The sequence below is a fragment of the Micromonospora sp. DT15 genome (assembly GCF_049841475.1).
Lineage (GTDB): Bacteria > Actinomycetota > Actinomycetes > Mycobacteriales > Micromonosporaceae > Micromonospora.
Genome location: NZ_JBNCKJ010000004.1, coordinates 195,973 through 214,493, shown reverse-complemented (window position 1 = coordinate 214,493; position 18,521 = coordinate 195,973). Strand labels below are relative to the sequence as shown.

General features: G+C 72.9%; 17 protein-coding genes. 8 read left to right on the top strand and 9 right to left on the bottom strand.

Going from position 1 to position 18,521, the window contains the following annotated elements:
• The first annotated feature begins 87 nt into the window (after positions 1–87).
• Positions 88–1,584: an alpha,alpha-trehalose-phosphate synthase (UDP-forming) gene (locus tag ACLQ3F_RS11220; RefSeq protein WP_425848454.1), complete on the top strand. Its 1,497-nt coding sequence runs from the start codon at positions 88–90 to the stop codon at positions 1,582–1,584.
• 20 nt (positions 1,585–1,604) lie between these two features.
• On the opposite strand, the gene ACLQ3F_RS11215 is transcribed toward ACLQ3F_RS11220, so the two are convergent.
• The 6 genes from ACLQ3F_RS11215 to ACLQ3F_RS11190 all read right to left on the bottom strand — a co-directional run bounded on the left by ACLQ3F_RS11215 (position 1,605) and on the right by ACLQ3F_RS11190 (position 6,922).
• Positions 1,605–2,399: an alpha/beta hydrolase gene (locus tag ACLQ3F_RS11215; RefSeq protein ID WP_357199736.1), complete on the bottom strand. Its 795-nt coding sequence runs from the start codon at positions 2,397–2,399 to the stop codon at positions 1,605–1,607.
• Positions 2,400–2,478: 79 nt separating this feature from the next.
• Positions 2,479–3,885 carry a flavin-containing monooxygenase gene (locus ACLQ3F_RS11210; protein ID WP_355007721.1) on the bottom strand — a complete coding sequence of 469 codons (1,407 nt, stop codon included), beginning with the start codon at positions 3,883–3,885 and terminating at the stop codon, positions 2,479–2,481.
• A 117-nt stretch (positions 3,886–4,002) separates the two neighbouring features.
• Positions 4,003–4,695, bottom strand: a complete 693-nt coding sequence (locus tag ACLQ3F_RS11205) for an endonuclease/exonuclease/phosphatase family protein (protein ID WP_425848453.1) — start codon at positions 4,693–4,695, stop codon at positions 4,003–4,005.
• A gap of 11 nt (positions 4,696–4,706) precedes the next feature.
• Positions 4,707–5,654 carry an ROK family glucokinase gene (locus ACLQ3F_RS11200; RefSeq protein ID WP_355007723.1) on the bottom strand — a complete coding sequence of 316 codons (948 nt, stop codon included), beginning with the start codon at positions 5,652–5,654 and terminating at the stop codon, positions 4,707–4,709.
• Between the two features lie 76 nt (positions 5,655–5,730).
• Positions 5,731–6,435 (bottom strand): hypothetical protein, encoded by a 705-nt coding sequence (locus ACLQ3F_RS11195; RefSeq protein WP_425848450.1) that lies wholly within the window; start codon positions 6,433–6,435, stop codon positions 5,731–5,733.
• A gap of 31 nt (positions 6,436–6,466) precedes the next feature.
• Entirely contained in the window at positions 6,467–6,922 is a 456-nt protein-coding gene (locus tag ACLQ3F_RS11190) for an SRPBCC family protein (protein ID WP_357199674.1), read from the bottom strand.
• Between the two features lie 209 nt (positions 6,923–7,131).
• On the opposite strand from ACLQ3F_RS11190, the gene ACLQ3F_RS11185 reads away from it, so the two are divergent.
• The 7 genes from ACLQ3F_RS11185 to ACLQ3F_RS11155 all read left to right on the top strand — a co-directional run bounded on the left by ACLQ3F_RS11185 (position 7,132) and on the right by ACLQ3F_RS11155 (position 15,709).
• A complete protein-coding gene (locus tag ACLQ3F_RS11185; RefSeq protein ID WP_425848448.1) occupies positions 7,132–8,946 on the top strand; it encodes an AMP-dependent synthetase/ligase in 1,815 nt (604 codons plus the stop codon).
• A gap of 14 nt (positions 8,947–8,960) precedes the next feature.
• Positions 8,961–10,652: a GAF domain-containing sensor histidine kinase gene (locus ACLQ3F_RS11180; RefSeq protein WP_425848446.1), complete on the top strand. Its 1,692-nt coding sequence runs from the start codon at positions 8,961–8,963 to the stop codon at positions 10,650–10,652.
• Between the two features lie 7 nt (positions 10,653–10,659).
• Positions 10,660–11,328, top strand: a complete 669-nt coding sequence (locus ACLQ3F_RS11175) for a response regulator transcription factor (protein ID WP_030337723.1) — start codon at positions 10,660–10,662, stop codon at positions 11,326–11,328.
• Between the two features lie 190 nt (positions 11,329–11,518).
• Positions 11,519–12,328 carry an SAM-dependent methyltransferase gene (locus ACLQ3F_RS11170; protein WP_357205468.1) on the top strand — a complete coding sequence of 270 codons (810 nt, stop codon included), beginning with the start codon at positions 11,519–11,521 and terminating at the stop codon, positions 12,326–12,328.
• A 79-nt stretch (positions 12,329–12,407) separates the two neighbouring features.
• Complete coding sequence (locus ACLQ3F_RS11165) at positions 12,408–14,066, top strand: putative bifunctional diguanylate cyclase/phosphodiesterase (protein ID WP_357259781.1); 1,659 nt, start codon at positions 12,408–12,410, stop codon at positions 14,064–14,066.
• A gap of 376 nt (positions 14,067–14,442) precedes the next feature.
• Positions 14,443–15,027, top strand: coding sequence for a TetR/AcrR family transcriptional regulator (locus ACLQ3F_RS11160; protein ID WP_357205471.1), 585 nt, complete (start codon positions 14,443–14,445; stop codon positions 15,025–15,027).
• A gap of 19 nt (positions 15,028–15,046) precedes the next feature.
• Positions 15,047–15,709 carry a lysophospholipid acyltransferase family protein gene (locus ACLQ3F_RS11155; protein ID WP_425848444.1) on the top strand — a complete coding sequence of 221 codons (663 nt, stop codon included), beginning with the start codon at positions 15,047–15,049 and terminating at the stop codon, positions 15,707–15,709.
• 13 nt (positions 15,710–15,722) lie between these two features.
• Here the strand turns inward: ACLQ3F_RS11155 and ACLQ3F_RS11150 are convergent, their stop codons facing one another.
• The 3 genes from ACLQ3F_RS11150 to ACLQ3F_RS11140 all read right to left on the bottom strand — a co-directional run bounded on the left by ACLQ3F_RS11150 (position 15,723) and on the right by ACLQ3F_RS11140 (position 18,511).
• Complete coding sequence (locus ACLQ3F_RS11150; RefSeq protein WP_357205477.1) at positions 15,723–16,847, bottom strand: glycosyltransferase family 4 protein; 1,125 nt, start codon at positions 16,845–16,847, stop codon at positions 15,723–15,725.
• The gene (locus tag ACLQ3F_RS11145; RefSeq protein WP_425848440.1) at positions 16,844–18,103 is read right to left on the bottom strand and encodes a M48 family metalloprotease; all 1,260 of its coding nucleotides are present in this window, start codon (positions 18,101–18,103) and stop codon (positions 16,844–16,846) included. The genes ACLQ3F_RS11150 and ACLQ3F_RS11145 overlap by 4 nt, the downstream gene beginning before the upstream one ends.
• A gap of 189 nt (positions 18,104–18,292) precedes the next feature.
• Entirely contained in the window at positions 18,293–18,511 is a 219-nt protein-coding gene (locus ACLQ3F_RS11140) for a hypothetical protein (protein ID WP_357205483.1), read from the bottom strand.
• Between the last annotated feature and the right edge of the window lie 10 nt (positions 18,512–18,521).

The window sequence follows — 18,521 nt, the reverse complement described above, 5'->3', positions numbered from 1 at the left end:
AATACCGCTGTACGTCACTTCCCCCGCTGACTGACCGGTTTTTCCTTGCTCGCGGCGGTCAGTCCTCTGCTGATCGGAATGCCCGAGATGCGACAGAGTTCTCTCGTGGTGGTGGCCAACCGCCTCCCCATCGACGACAACCAGGCCCCCGACGGGGCCTGCGAGTGGCGGCGCAGCCCGGGTGGGTTGGTCAGCGCGCTGCTCCCGCTCCTGCGACACACCCCGGCCACCTGGGTCGGCTGGGCCGGTGGCACCGGGCCGGCCCCCGCCCTGCCGGACGTGGACGGCGTGCGCATGCACACCGTCGCGCTCACCCCGGAAGACCTGCGCGACCACTACGAGGGGTTCGCCAACGCCACCCTCTGGCCGCTCTACCACGACTCGGTGGAGCAGCCGCAACACCACCGCCGGTGGTGGGAGGCGTACCAGCGGGTCAACCAGCGCTTCGCCGAGGCGACCGCGGAGGTGGCCGAGCCGGGCGGGGTGGTCTGGGTGCAGGACTACCACCTGCAACTGGTCCCCGGTCTGCTGCGCACCCTCCGCCCGGACCTGCGCATCGGGTTCTTCCTGCACGTCCCGTTCCCGCCGCCGGAGTTGTTCATGCAACTGCCCCGCCGGGCCGAACTGCTGCGCGGCATGCTCGGCGCCGACCTGGTCGGCTTCCAACGGGGGCAGGCGGCGCACAACTTCGCCCAGTTGGTGACCCGGGTGCTGGAGTTGCCGGCCACCGACCGGCGGATCGGCATCGACGACCGGGTCGTCCGCATCGGCGCTTTCCCGGTCTCCATCGACACCGCCGAGATGGCCGCGCTCGCCGACCGCCCGGACGTTGCCGCCCGGGCCCACCGGCTCCGTCAGGACCTCGGCGATCCCCGGCAGGTCGTCCTCAGCGTGGACCGGATGGACTACACCAAGGGCATCGAGCAGCGCCTCAAGGCGTACAGCGAGTTGCTCGCCAGCGGCGACGTCAAGGTCCGCGACACGGTGCTGGTGCAGGTCGCCATGCCGAGCCGGGAACGCGTCGGCCAGTACCAGATCCTGCGCGAACGCATCGAACGCGAAGTCGGCCGGATCAACGGCGAGTTCGGCCGGGTCGGTGAGCCGGCGATCCACTACCTCACCCAGCCCTTCGACCGGGCCGAGCTGGCCGCGCTCTACCGGGTCGCCGACGTGATGGCGGTGACCCCGCTACGCGACGGAATGAACCTGGTCGCCAAGGAGTACGTGGCCGCGCGGGTCGACGACACCGGCGCACTGCTGCTCAGCGAGTTCGCCGGCACCGCCGCCGAGCTGTCCCAGGCGTACCTGGTCAACCCGCACGACCTGGAAGGGCTCAAACAAGCTCTGCGCGCGGCGTTGCGGGCCGACCCGGCCGACAGCATGCAGCGGATGCGGGCCATGCGCGCCCACCTGCACCAGCACGACATCCGGGCCTGGGCCCGCTCCTACCTGCGTGCCCTGGACGAGGGCGGCGCCCTGATCAGTCGCCTGACCGGCACCGACACCGGCACCGACGGCGCCGCTCGGGTGCCCCGACCGGCCACCCCGACGGGCAGCCCGGCCGGCCACCAGGCCGGCGGCTGACCGCCGGGCGGCCCGGCTGCTCAGTGCGCCGCCGGCTCCTTCTCCAGCCAGTCCAGGATTGCGTCGATCGGCTCCGCCCACCGCGCGTCCAGCATCAGGTCGTGGCCCATCCCGGGAAAGAGCAGCGGGGCCGACCCGTAGCGGCGAGCCACCCGGGTCAACGTCGACGCCGGCACCACCCGGTCGTCCGGGCTGCCCAGCACCAACACCGGGGGCGCGCCCACGGCCGGCTCGGCCTCCGGCTCGCCCAGCAGCGCCCACTGGGCCCGCCGACCCGCCCGACCGAGGCGTCCCACGTACCGCCGGGCCTCCTCGTCGGGCAACTCGCGGCTGAACAACTGCCCCCGGTTGAGCCGCAACGGCCCGCCGAACACCGCCGGCAACGTACCCGCCGGGTTGCGGCGCAACGCCGCGCCCAGCACTCCCCAGCCGCCGAAGACCGGCGCCACCAGCACCGCGCCCCGCGCCGGGTAGCGGGCCAACGCGTGTGCCACCACCAGCGCCCCCGCGCCGTGCCCCACCAGCACCGCCTGCCGCGGCAGGCTCGCGGCCACCTGGACCACGTCGTGGGCGTACGCCCGCAGCGTCGCCTCCGGCGCCGGCTCGCTGCCACCGTGCCCGCGCAGGCTCACCGCGTACGCCGGGAACCCCCGCGACGCCACGTGACCCAACCAGTGCTCGGCGAACGCCCACGCGCCGTGCCCGAACCCGGGTACGAACAGCAGAGGCGGCCGCCCCTGCTCCAATTCGGGGACCGCGCTGAGCACCTCCCGCCGGGCCGGCCGGACCGGCCGGGACCACTCCCGACCCCGCATGATCCGCAGCTCGCTACTCGCGCTCACCGTGCCAGCCTTTCGTTCGCGACTGCGGGGCTCGCAAGCTCACTCCTCGCGCTCACTTGCCCTCCAGCTCGACCAGGGCGCGTTGGATGGCGCGCAGATAGTCGGCGTGCCCGACCTCGAACCAGTGCCGGCTGCTGTCCTTGACCGGCCCGGAGTACCGCTCCCCCGCCCGGTCCCGCACCCGGGCCGCGAACGCAGTGGCCCGTTCCGGCCGGTCCCGGCGGGCCTGGAGCAGCCGGGCGAAGAGCACCGTCTGCCAGTGCGACAGGGTGAACAACCCGGAGTCCGGTTGCAGCAGGCCGGCGACGGCCAGGGTCGGGTGCCCCGGCGTGAACGCGTTGAGCCACAGCGTGGGCCGGCCCGCGCCCGCGCTGTCACCGAACACCGACGCGTCGAGGAACTCGAAGCGCGGCAGGTAACCGGTGGCGAAGACGACCACCTCGGGGTCGATCTCACGGCCGTCGGCCAACTCCACCGCGTACGGGTGGAACCGGGCGACGTCCGGCACGGGGCCGATCCCGCCGTGGCCCACGTAGTACACGAGCTGGCTGTTCGCGATCGGGTGCGTCTCGTACACCCGGTGGTCGGGCTTGGGCAGGCCGAAGCGGGTCAGGTCACCGACGGTCAGCCGCAGGGTCCAGTGGTAGAGCCACTGCCGCACCCGCAGCGGCACCCGCAACGCCAGGAGGGTGTCGTTCACCTGGTCGGCGGGGCGACCGAGCACGTACTTCGGCGCGTACCAGTAACCCCGGCGGGTGGAGTGCCAGCAGCGCGACGCCTGCTGGGCGGCCTCGACGGCGATGTCGCAGCCGGTGTTGCCGGCACCGACCACCAGCACCCGCTTACCGCGCAGCTGCGCCGGGTCCTTGTAGGACGAGGCGTGCATGATCTCGCCGCGGAACTCCTCCAGGCCCTCGTAGCGGGGCAGCTTCGGCGACCAGTTGTGGCCGTTGGCGATCACCACGGCGGCGTACCGGGCGGTGCGCTCGGGGCCGTAACCGCCGGTGGAGCGGGTGGTCACGTCCCACCGGTCCCCCTCGACGGGCTCGACCCGGATCACCTCGGTGCCGAACCAGATGTGCGAACGCAGGTCGAAGTGGTCGGCGTACCGCTCGAAGTAGGACAGCAGCTGACCGTGGTGCGGGTAGTCCGGCCAGGAGTCCGGCATCGGGAAGTCGGGGAACTGGGTGAACGGCTTCGACGAGATCAGGTGGGTGCTGGCGTACACCGGGCTGCGGTCGTGCCGCCAGTTCCAGGCACCGCCGACGCCCGTCTCCCGCTCGTAGCAGTCCACGCCGAACCCGTGCTCACGCAGGTTCTTGATGGCGGTCAACCCGCTGGCCCCGGCCCCGATGACGCAGACCGTGTCGCCCCGGTCGGAGACCGGGCGCCCGTCGCTGTTCGCCGTCGGCGAGGTCGCCTCCGGGTCGGGCCGGCCGTGGTCGGTGGAGGTGGACACCGGGGACATCTCCTTTGGTACGGCAGGCGTGCCGGTCGCCGCGAAATCCTCTCCACAACCGGGCCGGATGTCCAGTCCTGAGCCGGAGGCGCCGACGGTCGAGCCGGGGTCGGGGGGTCAGCCGGTGGAGGGCAGCAGCAGGTCGACCAGGACCGGGAAGTGGTCGCTGGCCCGACGGGTCTGCGGAGTGTCCACCACGTCGTAGTCGACCACTGTGATCCTCGGGTCGACGAAGAGCGCGTCGATGCGTCGGCGCGGGTCGGCGCAGGAGTAGGTGAGCCGCTCGGCCCGGTCGGCGGCCACCGCGGCGTCGGTCAACCCGCGCGACACGGTGGCCCAGGCCGGCCCGTCCGGACCCTCGTTGAGGTCCGCCCCGGCCAGCACCGGGCTGGTCGCCGCGTCCAGACCGCGCTTGAACTCGGAGGCCTGCGAGGGCCGCTCGGCCGGGTCGGTGGACAGGTGCGAGCCGGCGACGGTGAACCGGGCGTCACCGACACGGCAGTCGGCGTACGCGGCGCCGCGCAGGTGCCGGCCCGGGGTCAGCGGAAAGCGCTGGCAGCGGGTGCCGAGCACCTGGACCCGCAGGCTGGTCAGGAGCAGGTTGCCCAGCGCGGGCAGCCCACCGGCGGCCACCACCAGACCGAACGACTCGGCCAACGTGGCGGACTTCTGCCGCCACCGGAACCGGCGCGGCCCCTCCTGCACGATCACCACGTCCGGCGTCGCGGCCCGGACCACGGCCGCCAGCGCGGCGGTGTCGTCGCGCTGGCTGTGGACGTTGTACGACACCACGCGCAGCGGCACGCCCATCCCCGACCGCCTCAGATCCGGCGGGCCAGGTCGGCGGCCCCGATCACCCCGGCGCTGTTGCCCAGCTCCGCCGGGAGCACCTCGGCCACCGGCAGGCGACCGCGTTGGGCGAGCGCGTCGAGGTACGAGCGGCGGGTGGGGCCGAGCAGCAGGTCACCGGCGTCGATCACGCCGCCGCCGACCACCAGGGTCTGCGGGTCGAGGATCTGCGCCATGTCGGCGAGGCTGGTGCCCAGCCACCGGCCGATCTGGGCGAACGCCTCGGCGGAGACCGGGTCACCGCCCTGCGCCGCGGCGGTCACCATCGGGCCGGTGATCGCCTCGGCCTCACCGCCGGCCAGCTTCAGCAGTGCGGTGGCGCGGTTGGGCTCCTGCCGGGCGCCGGCCCGGGCGAAGCGGACCAGGGCGCTGCCGCTGGCGTACTGCTCGATGCAGCCCAGCCGGCCGCAGCCACACTGGTGCCCGTCCGGCACGGCCAGCATGTGGCCCAGTTCCGCGGCGATGCCGTGCGCGCCGCGCATCAGGTCGCCACCGAGGACGACGCCGCCGCCCACACCGGTGCCGATGGTGAACATGATCATCGAGTCGTCGGCGTCGCGGGCCGCGCCGTAGCGGAACTCGGCCCACGCGGCGACGTTCCCGTCGTTCTCCACGATCACGGGCAGCCCGATGGCCTCGCTGACGTACTCGCGCAGCGGTTCGTCACGCCAGGCCAGGTTGGGCGCGAAGAGCACAGTCGAACGACTGGCGTCGATCCAACCGGCCGCGCCGATGCCGACGGCTTCGATGGTCCGCCCGGCAGCCAGTTCGCCGACCAACTCGATGATGACGTCGCGGGTCTTGGCCACGTCATCGGCGGGAGTGTCCCGTCGGGTCTGCACGAGGACCGTGCCGGTGTCGTCCACGACACCGCCGGCCACCTTCGTGCCACCGACGTCGACTCCGATGGTCAGCGTCACCGCTACCGCCCCCCTCTGCTGTGCTGTCCGGCCCGGGTCCCGGCCCAGTGCCGGTCCGGGTCGGAAGGTCCCGCGCTCAGGCGCCGTCGCCCGATGCTTCCGCGTCGGCGTCGTCGGGCACCCGCGAGGCGGGCACCACGGGACGGGTGGTCGGCGCCGGTACGGTCGCCGTCCCGGCCTCGTCGACGGGTGGTACGGCGGCCGGGGCGAGTGGGTCCGCCGTCCGGGTGGCGACCGACCAGACATCCCGCTCCGGCGCCGGCTGAGAATCATGCCCGGTACGGGTGGCATCGCGCCACACGTGCTCGTCGACGGTCGCGGTGGGCGGGCCGCTCGGGGGTGGCTCGGGGAGCACGTCGTCGGTGCTCCCGGCGGGTGCCGGTGAGGACGGGGTGGCCGGCTCGGCGGCCGGCTCGGCGGTCCCCGGCGCGGACGGTTCCGCCGGCGAGAACGCGCGGAGCAGGCTGGCGACACCCGCGGCGAGGTCACCGGCGCCGGTCGCGAGCCGTTCGGCAAATTCCGGACTCGGGTCCCGCAACGCGGCGATGCCCCGACAGACCGGGCAGACGCAGCATTCGGCCGAACCGGTGGCGAAAGCACCACCGCTGCCGGAGCGGGCGTCCGGACCCGCGCTGTGACCGAGGACACCGGACAGCATCCCGCCCAACGAGCCGAGCGCGCCGCCCGCCGAGCCGGCGGAGGCCAGTCGCGCCCCTGCCAGCAGGGTGGCGACCAGCCGCTCCGCCTCTTCCCGGGCCGAACCCGGATCCGTTCCGCCCACCGTCGGCTCCTCTACCGTGCCACCGGACACGTCACTGCGCCGCACCGGTTGCTTCTACCCGGCGCTTGAGCTGCTTCAACGCGGTGTCCATGATCATCTTTTCGGCCTTGCGCCGAAACATCCCGAGCATGCCGACCGACAGGTCGACCTCCAGCGTGTAGGTCACCGTCGTGCCGCCGTCCGGGTTACCCACCAGGTCGTACGAACCACGCTGGGCCTTCTGCATCTTCGAGGGGGCGACCAGGTGCCACTCGATCCGGGACAGGTCCTCGGCGTACTCGTAGGCGAGCACGTACTCGTCGGCCATCACCCCGGCGTCGATGGTGAAACGCACCTGACTGGCGTAACCGTCCTCGTACTCCTCGATTACCTCGGCGCGACGCACCGCGTCGGTCCACTCCGGGTAGCGCGCGAAGTCGCAGATGACCGCCGTCACCCGATCCGGTACGGCGCCGATGATGATCGACTGGGTGGAGGAGTCCGCCATGGGGGGAGGCTACCCGGCGAGTACCGCCCGGCACGCTGCGCCGCCCCCGGCGCTCGGCAGGACCCATACCCGCTGGCCGTTAGCAGGGTGCCCTTCCTCACCGGGTAGGTTTCGACACAACCGACGCCCACGGCGACGACCAGCCCGACCAGCCCGACCGGCCCGACCAGCCCGACCAGCCCGACCAGTGCGAGCACGAAGGAGTGCAGGTGCGCGAGTTCTCCGTCCCGCCGATCGTCACCGTTGGCGACGCGGCCAACCTCACCGATCCGGTCTGGGACAACGCCGAAGTCGCGCCCGACGCCGTCCAGTTCGCCCGCCCCACTCCGCGCACCGACGGCACCGTCACCGAATGGACCGAGGTGACCTGCCTCCAGTTCCGCGACGAGGTGGCCGCCGTGGCCCGCGGGTTGATCGCCGCCGGCATCGAACCGGGCGTCCGGGTCGGGCTGATGAGCCGCACCCGCTACGAGTGGACGCTCCTGGACTACGCCATCTGGACCGTGGGCGCGGTGACAGTGCCGATCTACGAGACGTCCAGCGCTGAGCAGACCGCGTGGATCCTCGAGGACTCCAACGCGGTCGCCGTCGTGGTGGAGACCGAGGCGCACGCCGCCCTGGTCGCCGGTGTCCGGCACCGGCTGCCCGAGCTGGGCCAGGTCTGGCAGATCGATGGCGGCGGGGTCGACGAGCTGGTCACCACCGGCGCCTCTGTCGAGCTGGCCGAGGTCGAGCGGCGACGCAAGGCCGTCCGTGCCGGCGACCTGGCCACGATCATCTACACCAGCGGCACCACCGGCCGGCCCAAGGGTTGCGTGCTCACCCACCGCAACATGTACGCCGACATCGCCAACGCCGTGCCGGTGCTGCCGAACCTCTTCAACGCCGGCGCGAGCACCCTGCTCTTCCTCCCGCTGGCGCACGCCTTCGCCCGGCTCATCCAGATCGGCGTCGTACAGGCCCGAGTCACCATGGCGCACTGCGCGGACACCAAGAACCTGGTCGCCGAGCTGCAGGCGTTCCGGCCGACCTTCGTGCTCTCCGTACCCCGGGTCTTCGAGAAGGTCTACAACGCCGCCAAGCAGAAGGCCGAGGCGGACGGCAAGGGCGGCATCTTCGCCCGCGCCGAGCAGGTCGCCATCGCGTACAGCGAGGCGCTGGAGACTCCGGGCGGACCGGGCCTGGCGCTGCGCGCCCAGCACGCGGTCTTCGACCGGCTGGTCTACCGCAAGCTGCGTGCCGCGCTCGGCGGACGGTGCCGGGACGCGATCTCCGGCGGGGCGCCGCTCGGCGCCCGTCTGGGTCACTTCTTCCGGGGCATCGGCGTGACGGTCCTGGAGGGCTACGGCCTCACCGAGACCTCGCCCGCTGCCGCAGCGAACCAGCCCACCGCCACCCGGATGGGCACCGTCGGTCGTCCGTTCCCGGGCGTGACCGTGCGGATCGAGGACGACGGCGAGATCCTGCTCTCCGGTGAGTTGATCTTCCAGGGTTACTGGCGCAACGAGACCGCGACCGCCGAGGCGATCAGCGCCGACGGTTGGCTCCGCACCGGCGACCTGGGCCAGCTCGACTCCGACGGCTACCTGAGCATCACCGGTCGCAAGAAGGAGCTGATCGTGACCGCCGGCGGTAAGAACGTCGCCCCGGCGGTGCTGGAGGACCTGGTCCGCGCGCACCCGTTGATCAGCCAGTGCGTCGTGGTCGGTGACGCCAAGCCGTTCATCGCGGCGCTGGTCACCGTCGACGAGGAGGCGCTGCCGACCTGGTTGGAGAACGCCGGGTTGCCCCTCGACACCACCGTCGAGCAACTGCGCGAGCACGAGGGCCTCCGCAAGGAGATCCAGGCCGCAGTCGACGCCGCGAACCAGGCCGTGTCGAAGGCCGAGGCGATCAAGGTGTTCCGGGTCCTGCCCCACGACTTCACCGAGGCGACCGGCGAGCTGACCCCGTCGCTCAAGGTCAAGCGCCAGGTTGTCCACAAGACGTACGCGGCGGAGATCGCCGATATCTACCGAGGCTGACTACCATCCGTCACGTGCCCGCATCCACAGCCACCGCCCCGCACCCGCATCCCCTCGCCGCGGCCGCCCGCGTGGTGATGCTGGCGCTGGTCGCCATCCTGACCCTGTTCGCCACCCGCGACGTCACCCAGCTGTGGTGGATCGCGCTGCTGGCGGTGGCCGGGCTGCCGTCGCTGCTGGCACCGCAGCACCGGCTGGTCGGCCCGCTGAGCCGGGTGGCCGAGGTGGTGGTGCTGGGGCTGGCCGCGAGCCACGTCGCCGCGGTGGCGTCCATTGGTGGCACCGTCGACGGCCTGGGCGCCTCGGCGGTGCTGCCGTACCTGGCGGTCCCGGTGACCGTCACCGCGCTGCGCCGCCGCTTCCCGGAGGGTGCCGCGCTGCTCGTGGTCACCGCCGCCACTTTGCTGCTCAGCGGCGCGCTGACCCGGGTCGACGGTGGCCTTCAGCTCGGCCAGCCGGGTTACCTCGCGGTCTGCGCGCAGTGGCTGATCCTGGCAGCGTTGGGGCTCTACGCCGCCGGCACTCTGCACCGGGTGATGGCGGTGCGCGGTGAGGGCAAACCCCAGCCGTACGCCGAGGCGACCCGGCTGCTGACCCAACTGCGGACGGTGGCCCGGCAACTGCCCGGAGCGACCCTGGACCCCGGCGGCATCTCCGAGCACCTGCTGGAGGAACTGCGGACGGTGGCCCGCGCGGACCGGGGCGCGGTGCTGTCGGCCAGCGGCGGCGGTCGCCTCGTGGTGCTCGCCCAGGCCGGCGTCGACCGGGTGGACTGGGAGACGACGCTGGACGCGGACTCGGCGATCGCCGACGCCTGGGCCACCCAGCAGGCCACCACGGCCGCCCGGTCGCAGTCCCGCTCGCACCGCGGCGGCGACGTGTCCGCGCTGATCGTTCCGCTGGTCGCCGGGGTGCGCACGGTGGGGCTCGTGGTGCTGGAGGCCGACGCCACGCAGGCGTACCCACCGCCGGTGGTGTCCCGGGTGACCGCGCTGACCCGCCCGGCCGCGCTGCGGCTGGAGGCGGCGCTGCTCTTCGACGAGGTGCGCTCGCTGGCCACCAACGAGGAGCGGCAGCGGCTGGCCCGGGAGATCCACGACGGGGTGGCCCAGGAACTGGTGATGGTCGGCTACGGCATCGACAACGCCCTGGCCACCGTCTTCGACGACGCCGACGAGACCGCCGAGGCCCTGCGTACGCTGCGCGGTGAGGTCACCCGGGTGATCCAGGAGCTGCGGCTGAGCCTCTTCGAGCTGCGCAGCGAGGTGGACCGGCAGGGTGGGTTGGCCGCGGCGATCGCCGAGTACGCGCGCACCGTTGGCGCCTCCGGCGGGCTGCGGGTGCACCTCTCGCTGGACGAGTCCACCGCCCGGCTGCCGGCCGCCACCGAAGCCGAGTTGCTGCGCATCGCGCAGGAGGCGGTGACCAACGCGCGCAAGCACGCCGGGGCGTCGAATTTGTGGGTCACGTGCGAGATCGACCCCCCGTACGCGCAAATAGAAGTGTCGGATGACGGTCAGGGGATGGCTGACCAGCGCCCGGACGGACGGTACGGTCTTGCGATCATGGCCGAGAGGGCGGAACGTATCCGGGGCCGGTTGGAGATCAGGCCGCGGCAACCCAGCGGCACGACCGTGGCGGTGGTTCTCGGCACCTCGGCCCGGCGCGATAACGTGCGCGGCAGCGCAGCACCAGAAGGGGAGTAACCCGAGGATGACCACAAGTCCGATACCGGCCACCCGTACCAAGGTCCTCCTTGTCGACGATCATGACCTGATTCGCAAGGGTTTGCGGCACGCCTTCGAGCGCGACCGCCAGTTCGAGGTCGTCGGTGAGGCGGCCACGGCGGCGGAGGGAGTACGCCAGGCCGGCGCCTTGCAGCCGGACGTGGTGATCATGGATCTGCGGCTGCCCGACGGCAGCGGCCTGGAGGCCACCCGCGCACTGCGTAAGTCCAGCGCGTCGATGGGCATCGTGGTCCTGACCATGTACGCCGGCGACGACCAGCTCTTCGGCGCCCTGGAGGCCGGCGCGAGCGCCTTCGTGCCGAAGACCGCCCCGGCCGACGAGGTGGTGGCTGCCGCACGGCACGCCGCCTCCTCCCCCAGCGCGTTCACCGCGGCCGACCTGGCAGAGGCGATGAAGCGCCGGCTCGCCCCGTCCGGCCCGCAGTTGTCTCCCCGGGAGGGACAGGTGCTGCGGCTGCTCGCGGACGGCATGAGCGTGGCGGGCATCGCCAAGCAGCTGTTCGTCAGCGAGTCCACGGCGAAGACGCACATCTCGAAGCTCTACGAAAAGCTCGGCGCGGCCAACCGGGCTCAGGCCCTGATGACCGCGCTGCGGCTGGGCCTGCTCGAGGCACCGGACGCGCCGAAGTTCTGACCTGCCTCCCGCTCGTCGAGCGGGACTACGCGACCGACGGTCCGCGCCAGCTTCTGCCGGCGCGGACCGTCGCGCATCGACCGACGTCGGCGGGCAACCTTCGGCGCGCTATGGTCTGGCGTGCGTGGCGGGTGCACAATACCCGCGCGGGCGATGATGCTCGCGTCGCGGATTCCGAGGGGTGAAACGCATGCAGCGGCCGGACTGGGCACCCGACACCATCGACATCGAGCGCCCGAGCGTCGCGCGGATGTACGACTACTACCTCGGCGGCTCGCACAACTTCGCCGCAGACCGGGCCGCCGCGCAGGCCATGGTCGCCGCGGTGCCCGAGGCGCCGTTGATGGCCCAGGCCAACCGGGCGTTCCTGCGCCGCGCCGTGCACCACCTCGCCGACGCCGGCATCCGGCAGTTCCTGGACATCGGTTCGGGCATCCCGACGGTCGGCAACGTGCACGAGATCGCCCAGCAGCTCGACCCGCGGTCGCGAGTGGTCTATGTGGACGTCGACCCGGTGGCGGTGGCGCACAGCCGCGAGATCCTCGCCGGCAACGAGCAGGCCGCAATCGTGCAGGAGGACCTGCGCAACCCGGAGGCGATCCTGGCCCATCCGGACGTCCACAAGCTGCTCGACCTGAGCCAACCGGTGGCCGTGATGATCGTGGCCGTCCTGCACTTCGTCCCCGATGACGACCGGCCGGCGGAGCTGCTGCGGACGCTGCGCGACGCGTTGGCGCCCGGCAGCTACCTGGTGCTGTCGCAGGCCAGCGACGACGGGCGCAGCGAGGACGAACGCGCAGAGGCGGAGCGGGTCTACCGGCGCACCGACAACCCGCTGTCGGTGCGCAGTCGCGCCGAGCTGACCGCGCTCTTCGACGGCTTCGAGCTGCTCGACCCGGGCGTGGTCTGGGTGCCCCAGTGGCGACCGGACACCCCGGAGAGCGCGGAGGACGCCGAGCGCGCGGTCTTCATGGGCGGCGTCGGGCGCCTCGGTGACTGAGTCGCCCGGGGCGGCCTCCCACCCGGGGACCTTCGCCCGGGCCTGGGCGAAGGCGGTCTCCGGCACCAGTTACCTACCGATGACCCAGGCCCAGTTGGAGTCCCTGCTGGACCGGCTCACCGGGCAACTGGCCGGGGCGCTGCTCACCGAGCCGTTCGACCTGCGTGCCGGGCACCGGGTCGGCGCCGAGTTGGTCGCCGCGCACATCGCTTCCGCCGAAGGGCTGGGTCGTACCGTCGAGGTCATCCAGCTCCGCCTGGTGCGCGACCTGGGCCTGGTGGCCGAGGACGTCGAGGACCGGATGGCCCGGCTGTTGGCGGCCGTGGCAACCGGCTACGCCCGCGCGCTGCGCGACCGGACGCTCGACGAGCAGGAGTCGATCCGCCGCGCCGCCATGCGGGCTCGCACCCAGGCCGAGCGGGCGCTGCGGGCCAGCGAGGCCCGTTTTCGGCATCAGGCCACCCACGACCCGCTGACCGGCCTGCCCAACCGGACGCTGTTCACCGAACGGCTCGCCGCCGCGCTCAACGAACCGGGCCGGGGCGCGCAGCGGGTCGGGGTGTGCTTCCTGGATCTGGACCGCTTCAAGGTGGTCAACGACACGCTGGGGCACCAGATCGGTGACCTGCTGCTGGCCACGGTGGCCGAGCGGCTGCGCAAGGCCATGGGTGAGCACCTGGTGGCCCGGCTCGGCGGCGACGAGTTCGTCATCCTGGTGGAACGCACCGCCGGCACCGACGACATGGTGGCGGTGGCCGAGACCGCGCTCGCCGCGGTAGGCACACCGGCCCTGGTCGACGGGCACGAGTTGCAGATCTCCGCGAGCATCGGCATCGTCGAGCGCCAGGTCGCCGGGGCCAACCCCACGGACCTGATGCGGGCCGCCGGCAGCACTCTGCACTGGGCGAAGTCCGCCGGTGGGGCACGCTGGGCGCTCTACGACGCCGAGCGCAACCAACGTGAACTGGCCCGCTACGCGCTCTCCGCGGCGATCCCGGCGGCGTTGGAGCGGGGCGAGTTCTACCTCGACTATCAGCCGCTGACCTCACTGCGCGACGGCAGCCTGGTCGGCGTGGAGGCGCTGGTCCGCTGGCGGCACCCCGAGTTGGGGGTGCTGCGCCCGGACAGCTTCATCGGGTTGGCCGAGGAGACCGGCCTGATCGTCCAGCTGGGCGGTTGGGTGTTGGCCGAGGCGTGCCGCGAGGCCGAGGCGTGGTCGGCCGGGGGTGCCGCCGCGCCCTTCGTCAGCGTCAACCTGGCGGTACGGCAGGTGCACCGGCCCGGGTTGGTGCAGGAGGTCCGGGCGCTGCTGCGGCAGACCGGCCTGCCACCGGAGCGGCTCCAACTGGAGATCACCGAGAGCACGATGATGAGCACCGCCGAGGAGCCCGTCCGCGCCCTGCGGGTCCTTGCCGACCTCGGGGTGCGCATCGCCATCGACGACTTCGGCACGGGCTACAGCAACCTGGCCTACCTGCGGGACCTGCCGGTGACCGAACTGAAGGTGGCCGGGGAGTTCGTGGCCGGCCTGCGGTCGCCCTCCGTCGGCCGCACCGACGAGCGGATCCTCGCCTCCCTGGTCTCGCTGGCGCACGCGCTCGACCTGACCGTCACCGCCGAGGGGGTGGAGACCGCCGGGCAGGCCGAGCGACTACGCGCGATCGGCTGCGACGCGGCCCAGGGCTGGCACTTCGGCCGCCCGGCCCCCGCCGATCGCATCCTGGCCCGCATCCGCTGACCCTCGGGCCCGCCCACGCTCCACCCGTTCCCGCCCACTTCGCACACTGCGGCTCACCCTGCACCTATCACCCGCAGCTCGCCGGGCTCACCAGTGGGCGCTTCACGAAACTCGCAGGGGAGCAGCCGTGGCCAGGGGTCGAGCGAACGACGCGAGCGGACAGCGCGGCCCGGACACTGCGTTGAGTGTGATGTCTGTGAGTCATCTTGATGACTCACAGACATCATGCTGATTCCGGCAAGGCACGGCAGGCCGCCGAGACACGCCTGCGTGAGCCAACCCACCGCCAAAGTGGACGACGTCGCGGCTGGGCACCGCACCACGCGCCGCAGGGCAAGAGGTAGACACCGTCTACGGGGGCTGGTAGACAGTGTCTATGGACGCGGACGAGACGGGGCTGCGGGCTCGGTTGGTGGCCGTCGGGGTGGACCTCGTGCTGCGCGAGGGCCAGTCGGCGGTGTCGCTGCGGGAGATAGCCCGGCGCGCCGGGGTCTCGCACGGCGCACCGCGCCGCTACTTCCCCACCCACGTCGACCTGCTCTCCGCCATCGCCCGGGAGGGCTTCGCCGACCTCACCGCCCAGATCGAGCGAACGTTGCGCGACGTCGGTCCGGACCCCCGTACCCGATTGACCGCGCTGGCCCGGACGTACCTGGACTTCGCGGCGGCCCACCGCGGCATGTTCGAGCTGATGTTCCGCCACGACCTGCTGGACAGTGGCCGACTTCGGCTGCGCGAGACGAGCCTGCCGTTGTTCGCCATGCTGGCCGACCTGGTGGCGCAGGCACGCCGGCCCACCGACGCGCCCGCAGCGGTGCTGGCCGGCGCGCTCTGGGCGAACCTGCACGGCATCGCCCAACTCTGGGCCTGGGGCAGCCTGCCGCTGGCCACCGGCGCCACCGACGACGATGCCCTGCTGCACGCCGCGTTGGACGCGCACCTCGGCCCGACGCCCGCCTGAAAACCAACCCGGAGGACACGTGCCCCTGCTGTACGACGTCACCAAGCTGACCGTCGGCACCGTGCTGCGGTTTGGCTGGCAGCCCCGGGTGGAAGGGCTGGAGCACCTGCCCCGAGACGGCGGCGCGATCCTCGCCGGCAACCACCTGTCCGTCGCCGACGAGTTGTTCCTCGTCTGCTCGGCGCCCCGACACGTCACCTTCTGGGCGAAGGTCGAGTACTTCAACGGCCGGGGTCCGGGCGGCTGGCTCAACCGGCGGATCGTCGCCGGCATGGGCGCCATCCCGGTCGACCGCGCCGACGGCCGGGCCGCCCTGCGCGCCCTCGACGCCGCCGTCCCGGTACTCCGCTCCGGCGGCCTGGTCGCCGTCTACCCGGAGGGCACCCGCTCCCCGGACGGGCGGCTCTACCGGGGCCGGGTCGGGATGACCCGGCTGGCCCGCGACGCCGGGGTGCCGATCATTCCGGTCGGCGTGCTCGGCACCGCCGAGGTGCTGCCGGTCGACGCGCGGCTGCCCCGTCGCCACCCGATCACCCTGCGGTTCGGCCCGCCGATCCCGGTCGCCGAGCGGATCAACGGGCCGCGGGACATCCGGACGGTCACCGACGAGGTGATGGCGGCGATCCAGCGGCTCACCGGCCAGGAGTACGTGCCGCACTACGCGCCCGCCCGGGAGAGCTGAACCCGGGCGGCGATCAGCCGGCGAGCAGTGCCGCCATGCGGTCCGCCTGCGTCTCCCAGCGCCACTCCCGTTCCACCCAGGCCCGGCCGGCCGCGCCCAGCTGACGGGCCAGGTCCCGGTCGGCGAGCAGCCGGGCGACCCGGTCGGCGAGCTGGGCGATGTCCCGGCCGCCCACGACGTAGCCGGTCTCCCCCTCCCGGACGGCGTCCGGCGCTCCCCCGGAGTCACCGGCCACCACCGGCAGGCCGGTCGCGGATGCCTCCAGGTAGACGATGCCCAGCCCTTCGACGTCGAGACCACGGTTGCGGGTGCGGCACGGCATCGCGTAGACGTCACCGGCCGCGTAGTGCGCCGGCAACTCGACCGACGGCACAGTGCCGGTGAACACCACATCCCGTTCCACACCGGCCTGGCGGGCCAGCTTCTCCAGGGTCGCCCGGTACGGCCCGCCACCGACGATCAGCAGCGCCGCCTCGGGCACCCGGCGGCGGATCTCCGGCAGGGCCCGGATCAGGGTGTCCTGACCCTTGCGCGGCACCAGCCGGGACACACAGACGACCACCGGCCGGTCGGTCAAACCGAGCCGGGCCCGGACCTGTTCACCGTCCACGCTCGGGTGGTAGGTGTCCACGTCGACCCCGGGCGCGAGGCGGCGCAGCTCGGTCACCCCGTCCAGCACCCGGGCCAACCGGCTGCGGGTGTACTCGCCCAGATAGGTGGTCACGTCCACACCCCGACCGATGCGCCGCAGCGCCGGCCGGGCGGCCGGCACGGCCGCCCAACCGACCTCGTGGCCATGGGTCTGCGCCACCACCCGACGGATGCCGGCCCGCCGCCGCAGGCCGGCCGCGAGCAGGCCCAACGGGGCCGCCGCGCCGAACCACACCGTGTCGCAGTCGTACGCGCGAGCCAAACGGGCCGCCCTGCGGGCGATCAACGGGGTGGGCAACAACACCCGGGTGCGCTCCCGGATCACCTCGTACGGCTGGTCGGCGTCGAACTTCGCCGCCCCGCGCCAGCTCGACGCGTAGACGACCACCGAGCCGGCCGGTTGACGGACCGCGAGGTGGTGCACGAACGACTGGATCCCACCCGGGCGGGGCGGAAAGTCATTGGTGATCAGCAGGGTGCGGTTCATCGACCGGCCTCCCGGGCGTACGCGCGGGCGGCGGCAATCCGCTCCACTGTGGACGGGTGTGAGGCCGAGTAGAGGTATTCCCAGCGGGGCGGGTCGGGGTCACCGAGGTTGACCGAGCCCAACCGGCGCTGCATCGACTCGAAGGACTCCGGGTCGTCGGTGAGCGCGAGCGCGTGCGCATCGGCCCGCGCCTCCACCCGTCGGGACATCAGCGCCTGCACCGGAGCGGCGACCAGCCCGGCCACCGTGACCAGGGCGATCAGCAGCGGGAACGCGCGCGGTTGGGCCACCGAGTCGACACCGGCCAGCCGTAGCAGTGGCCCCCACGAGCCGAGCAGGTAGAGCGCCACCACGGCGGCCGCGGCACCCAGCGCCCCGGTCAGCGTGCCGGCCGCCACGTCGGAATCCTTCGCGTGCCCCAACTCGTGCGCCACGACGGCGGTCACCTCGGCCGGGTTCGCCTCGCGCAGCAGCGTGTCGTAGACGACCACCCGTCGGGTCGGCCCGAGACCGGAGACGTACGCGTTGACCGCCCTGGTGCGCCGGGAGGCATCGGCGACCAGCACGTCACGCACCGGCACCCCGTCGCGGGCGGCCATGCTCATCAGCTCGGTGCGCAACGGACCCTGCTCCATCGGGGTGAACCGGTTGAACACCGGCTCCACCAGCACCGGCAGCACGAACGACAGCAGCACCACGAGCACGGCGGCGCCGGCCGCACCGAACGCCCACCACCAGCGTGGCGCGAGCCGGATGACCGCGTAGAAGCCGAACAGCGCCACCGCGCCGATCACCGCGCTGACGGCGTACGACTTGAGCAGGTCGACAGCCCAGCCGCTCCAGCCGTTGGTGCTCAACCCGTAGCGGGTGAGCACGCTCTGCCGCCAGGCGGCGAACGGGAGCGTCACCAGGTCGGCGACGAGCACCACCGCCAGCCCGCCGAGCACGGCCTGCGCTGCCCAGTGCCCACCGAAGGGCCGGCCGACCAGCTCGACCAGGCGACTGCCCAGCGGGGTCAACCCGAGCGCGAGGGCGATCAGCAGCCCGACGGCGAGCGCGGCGTAGCCACCGGGACGCAGCGCGGCTCGGAACTCCCGCCCCTTGGCCACCTGCTCGGCCGGCAGGTCGCCCAGCGCGGCGAGCTGGTCGGCCCGGGGTGCCGGCGGGCGGTGCCACGGGATGAGCAACGCGGCCAGCACGACCAGCACGAGGGCCAGCCCGGCCAGGGTCAGCAGCGCCCAACCCCGCGGCGTCACCGCGTCACCGCCCGGCGGGCCGGATCGCCGCCACCGCACGCAGCGCCACCGGATGCAGCGCCACCGGACGCAGCGCCACCGACGAGCCCGCCGTCGTCCCGCCGTACCTCGCTCATCGCGCCGCTCCTCCCGCCGTGACCGCTCATCCTATGGCCCGCGAGAAGCCTCCTTCCGGGCGCGGTGTAAGGCTCAGGCGACCCGGCGGGCGGGGCGGCGGGGAGCGACCTCCGGGCGCGCGGGCGCAGCCAGCACCTCCACGTCGAAGCCGGACCGGGCGAGCACCTCGATGGCCTCGACCTCGGCGGCGACCAACCCGGCCGCCGGGGACGTCTCGTCGAACAGGGCGGTCAGCGGGCAGCCGGAACAGCCGTCGGCCCGCTTCGCGCACCCGTCGCAGTCGATGAGCATCACGCCTCCT

Bases quoted from the DNA above. Each gene is read 5' to 3' on its own strand.
- ACLQ3F_RS11170 (WP_357205468.1), top strand. From the start codon at position 11,519: ATGCAGCGGCCGGACTGGGCACCCGACACCATCGACATCGAGCGCCCG.
- ACLQ3F_RS11190 (WP_357199674.1), bottom strand. From the start codon at position 6,922: ATGGCGGACTCCTCCACCCAGTCGATCATCATCGGCGCCGTACCGGAT.
- ACLQ3F_RS11150 (WP_357205477.1), bottom strand. From the start codon at position 16,847: ATGAACCGCACCCTGCTGATCACCAATGACTTTCCGCCCCGCCCGGGT.
- ACLQ3F_RS11175 (WP_030337723.1), top strand. From the start codon at position 10,660: ATGACCACAAGTCCGATACCGGCCACCCGTACCAAGGTCCTCCTTGTC.
- ACLQ3F_RS11205 (WP_425848453.1), bottom strand. From the start codon at position 4,695: ATGGGCGTGCCGCTGCGCGTGGTGTCGTACAACGTCCACAGCCAGCGC.
- ACLQ3F_RS11220 (WP_425848454.1), top strand. From the start codon at position 88: ATGCGACAGAGTTCTCTCGTGGTGGTGGCCAACCGCCTCCCCATCGAC.
- ACLQ3F_RS11160 (WP_357205471.1), top strand. From the start codon at position 14,443: ATGGACGCGGACGAGACGGGGCTGCGGGCTCGGTTGGTGGCCGTCGGG.
- ACLQ3F_RS11165 (WP_357259781.1), top strand. From the start codon at position 12,408: ATGACCCAGGCCCAGTTGGAGTCCCTGCTGGACCGGCTCACCGGGCAA.
- ACLQ3F_RS11140 (WP_357205483.1), bottom strand. From the start codon at position 18,511: ATGCTCATCGACTGCGACGGGTGCGCGAAGCGGGCCGACGGCTGTTCC.
- ACLQ3F_RS11215 (WP_357199736.1), bottom strand. From the start codon at position 2,399: ATGCGGGGTCGGGAGTGGTCCCGGCCGGTCCGGCCGGCCCGGCGGGAG.